General features: G+C 76.3%; 3 protein-coding genes. 2 read left to right on the forward strand and 1 reads right to left on the reverse strand.

Going from position 1 to position 4070, the window contains the following annotated elements; translation table 11 throughout:
• On the reverse strand, positions 1–1573 hold a 1573-nt coding region (locus tag ACIQOV_RS30870; RefSeq protein WP_401053921.1), incomplete at its 3' end, for a cytochrome P450.
• 342 nt (positions 1574–1915) lie between these two features.
• On the opposite strand from ACIQOV_RS30870, the gene ACIQOV_RS30875 reads away from it, so the two are divergent.
• Together ACIQOV_RS30875 and ACIQOV_RS30880 are read left to right on the forward strand one after the other, a co-directional pair.
• Positions 1916–2680, forward strand: coding sequence for a sigma 54 modulation/S30EA ribosomal C-terminal domain-containing protein (locus ACIQOV_RS30875; protein WP_401053922.1), 765 nt, complete (start codon positions 1916–1918; stop codon positions 2678–2680).
• Positions 2681–2732: 52 nt separating this feature from the next.
• Positions 2733–3218, forward strand: coding sequence for a hypothetical protein (locus tag ACIQOV_RS30880; RefSeq protein ID WP_401053924.1), 486 nt, complete (start codon positions 2733–2735; stop codon positions 3216–3218).
• The last annotated feature ends 852 nt before the right edge of the window (positions 3219–4070 follow it).

The raw sequence follows: 4070 nt of genomic DNA on the forward strand, positions 1-4070 counted from the left end.
CGGTCGTGGGGCCGGTCGTGGGGCCGGTCGTGGAGGCGGTGCCGGTGAAGGGACACCGGACCGGCGGCGGCTCACCGTGCGAGGAGGGCACTGCGGCCCCCGGTGAGGATGCGGCATCGCCCTCTCGGGAGGCCGCCGCGGTGCGCCCGCGTGGGGAGCGCGCGCCGCGCGGCGCGAGCCGCACCCGAAGGCCGTGCGCCTGGACCGTCGTCCACACCACCTCGCGGGCCCGCGCGCCCGGCACCGCCGTCGGCCGCCAGCGGCGCAGGATCGTCGCGGCCGCGACGGTCAGTTCCGCCCAGGCGAAGGCCTCGCCGATGCACTTGTGCTTGCCCGCCCCGAACGGCAGGAAGGACGGCCGCCCGGAGCCGCCGCGGTCCTGCCAGCGCTCGGGCCGGAAGCTCATCGGCTCCGGGTAGCGCACCGGGTCGCGGTGCAGCGCGGTGAGGCTGTACAGCAGCTCGGTGCCGGCCGGGACGCGGTACGGGCCGAGCTCGACCGGCACCCGGGCGGTGCGCATCAGGAAGGCGTTCGGCGCGTGCAGCCGCACCACCTCCTGGGTGACGCTGCGGGTGTAGGTGAGCCGGGCCAGTGCCTCCGGGGTGGGGACGGTGCCCGCGGGCAGGTGCTCGTCGAGCTCGGCGAGGATCCGGGCCTCCACCTCGGGGTGGCGCAGCAGCTCGTCCAGCAGCCAGGTGAGCGTGGTGGAGACCGTCTCGGTGCCCGCGCCGAACATGGTGATCGCCTCGGACCGCACGTCGGCCTCGGTGAGCGGGCGCCCGGTGGCCGGGTCGGTCGCGGCGCGCAGCAGGGCGGGCAGGGTGCGCCGGCCCGCTCCGGGGCCCGTGGTCGCGGCGCGGCGCTTGACGGCCTGGTCGACCACCCGGTTGAGCACCCGCACGGCGTCGTCGAAGCGCCGGTTGACGGGCAGCGGCAGCCGGGCGAGCGCCGGGTTCGGGTAGAGGGACTGGACGATCTGGCCCTTCACCAGGTCCGGCAGCGCCCGGTGGAACGCGACGGTGGCGTCCTCGCTGAGCCGGGCGTCGAACAGCGTGCGGGTGACGATCTCCAGCGCCAGGTGGTTCATCTCCTTGGCCACGTCGAGGACCTGCCCGGGGCGCCAGCGTCCGGCCCGCTCCTCGGTGACCTGCTGCATCACGGCCAGGTACTCGCCCATCCGGTCCGGACCGAAGGCCGGCTGGATGATCCGGCGGCGGTCGCGGTGGGCCTGGCCCTCGGACATCAGCAGGCCGTCGCCGAAGGCCGTCCTGAGGGTGTCCTGGACGGCCCCGCGCGGGCAGTCGTGGGCCAGTGCCACGAGCAGGGTGTGGACCAGCCGGGCGTCGGTGACCACGCAGACGGTGCGTGGTCCGAGCCGGATGCGGACCACCCCGCCGTGGCGGGCGAGCGAACCGAGGAAGCCGAGCGGGTCGCGCAGCAGGGCGCCGGCGTGCCCGAGGCCGGGCAGGGCACCGGGGGCCAGCGGCGGGACGGCGGCGCGGGCCAGCGGGGACGGGCCGGGAACGGTTCTCGGGGGGACGATCAGCTTCCGCGTTTCGGTCAGCAGGGACATGACACTACCTCTCAACCAGAGTGGCCGGTGCGGGCGATGCCGGGCGGCAACGGCGGGCCGGCCGGGAGCCGGGGGACCGCCCAGCGCGGGCCCCGCGCGCGCCCCCGGCGGGAGGGCGCACGTTGAGCAAACGCGCCGGTTTCCCGAGCGTTGCGCCGAATGTGCGGGGATCACTCCAACGGCCGAGTGGATCGACCCTTTCGTGCGTGCTCGAAACTCCGTGTTGACCTGCGCGGATGCGTCCGTCCGGGTGGTCCGCGGCTTGCCTGCGAGGCAGGGTCTTTGGACCCTCGCCGCACGGGCGTGCGAGGGACAGCATGGATGCGAAGAAGGAGGAACCTGATGACCCGTCTGCGCCACCGGCCGGCCCTCGACGTCCGGGTGGAGATCCGCGGCGAGCTGCCCCGCGAGGACGCCGAGTACGCCCGGGCCCGGGCGCTGGCCACCGCCACGGCGCTCGGCCCCGACACCCGCGCGCTGCGACTGCGGCTGACCCGCTCGCGCAACCGGTCGGTGACCCGGCCCGCGCTGGCCCAGGCGGACGTCGAACTGGCGGGCGTCGGACCGGTCCGGGTGCAGCTGGCCACCGGCACCGCACGGGAGTCCGTCGACCTGGTGCTCGGCACGCTGGCCGGCCGGGCCGTCCGACTGCGCGAGCAGGGCGACATCGGCTTCGCCGCCGCGTACGAGAGCGCCTACCGCCCGCAGTTCGCCGACCGCCCGCTCGCCCAGCGGCGGATCGCCCGGCACAAGGCGGTCGTGCCCGCCCGCCGCAGCCCCGAGCAGGCCGTGCTCGAACTGCTCGCCCTCGACCGGCGGTTCCACCTCTTCGCGGACGCCGCCACCGGCCGGGACGGCCTGGTCCACCGCTGCTCGCCGGGCGGCACGCCGGAGTTGTGCGCCGCGGGCACCAGCGCGATGCCCCCGCTCGACCTCGCCGAGGCGGCCCGCCGGCTCTGGCTCACCGGTCGCCCGTTCGTCGGCTGGACCGACCCCGGCGACCACCGGGCGCGGGTGCTCTACCGCCGCTTCGACGGCCACTACGGCCTGATAGCGCCGGTATCGGACGGCCGGATCGGGGCAGGAACCCTGTTGGCACAGGACTGACACCACGACGCAACGACCACACCACGAACTCTCCACGACAGGGGCCGGGACCATGGACTGCGACGAGGTCATGCTGACCGTCCGGATCACCGCCGCCGAGCGGGCACTGCTGCGCGACCTCGCGCGCGGGCACGGCGGCGACGTCTCCGAGGTGGCGGTGGACGGGCTGCTGGAGGTCATCCCCGCACTGCACGACGACGCCTGCGGCCTGCCGCTGCTGCGCGTTCTGGCCAGGCCGGCACCCTTCGCGCTCACCCTGTGGCTGCCCGCGCCGGTCGCGGACCTGCTGCCGCTGCTCGGCGAGCGGCTCGTACGGACCGGTGGTCCCGCGGCCGGGCCGGCCAGCGCCGCGCTCTCCGCGGCCTTGCGGCTCTGGCTCGCCGGGGACCGGGTCGTCCTGGCGGCCGGGCTGGCCCGGTTGCACGGGGGCTGCGGCGCCGGCGCGGTGGAGGCGGTGCGACCCGGAGCGGGCGCGGCGGTGCGCTCCGGGGTGGGCGTGGCGGCCTTCGGGGTGGAGCCGGTGAAGGCCGCGGCCTGACCCTTCGGTCGGCCTGACGAGCCGTCATATTCGGCTCGGTGGAGGCCAGTCCGGGTGCCTGCGCCGTGCCCCGGCCGCCGTCCCGGGCGGGTCCGGTGTGCCCGACCGCGGTCCGGCCGAACCGGGCGATCGAACCCGGCGATCAAACCGGACCGTCGAACCGGACCGTCGAACCGAACCGTCCGGGGAATTCTGCAAGAGGTTTCTGTTATTCCCGGTCGCCCCTCCCGCTCTCCGGAGTGTCGGAAGACCCGGGCCCCCTCCACCGCGGGGACGCGCGGGTCGTCGTCGCACGAGGAGGGAACGCGATGGGGCACCCGGGCGGCGGGCTCCGCCGGCGCAGGAGCGCAGGCTCACCCCATGCGGTGTCCATCAGCCAGATCGCGCCGAATTCCGCCGACCTGATGCGACGGGCCGCGCCCGCCCGGCACTCCCGGTCCGGCGCCCCGACCGGCAGCCGTGCGCCGACGCGGCCGCCCGGACGCGACCACCCGCCGAAGCCGGCCGCGGGGCCGCCCTCACCGCGGACGGCGGCGCGCCGGTGCCCGGGCCCGGAGCGCGGCGGTACCGCGGCGGCCGGCCGCCGGAGCCGCGACAGGCGAAGCGGCAGCCCTTACCAGAACTGGTCGCTGTCGAAGACCTCGTGAGCCGTTCGGGGTAAGGCTGTTCCTGTGAGCCCGTAAAACCGGTCGGCCCGTACGCCGGCCGACCCTTCGACCCGAGCCGCCGACGCCCGCGCGCCGCGAGGCCCGCAGGCCGGCAGGTCCGTCGCGCCGGGAACGGCCGCCGCCCCCCCCCCCGCCCCCCGTGCCCGCGCCCGGCCGTAACACCCTCACATACGGAGAGCACACC

The sequence above is a fragment of the Kitasatospora sp. NPDC091257 genome, from assembly GCF_044757675.1.
Lineage (GTDB): Bacteria > Actinomycetota > Actinomycetes > Streptomycetales > Streptomycetaceae > Kitasatospora > Kitasatospora lactacystinica.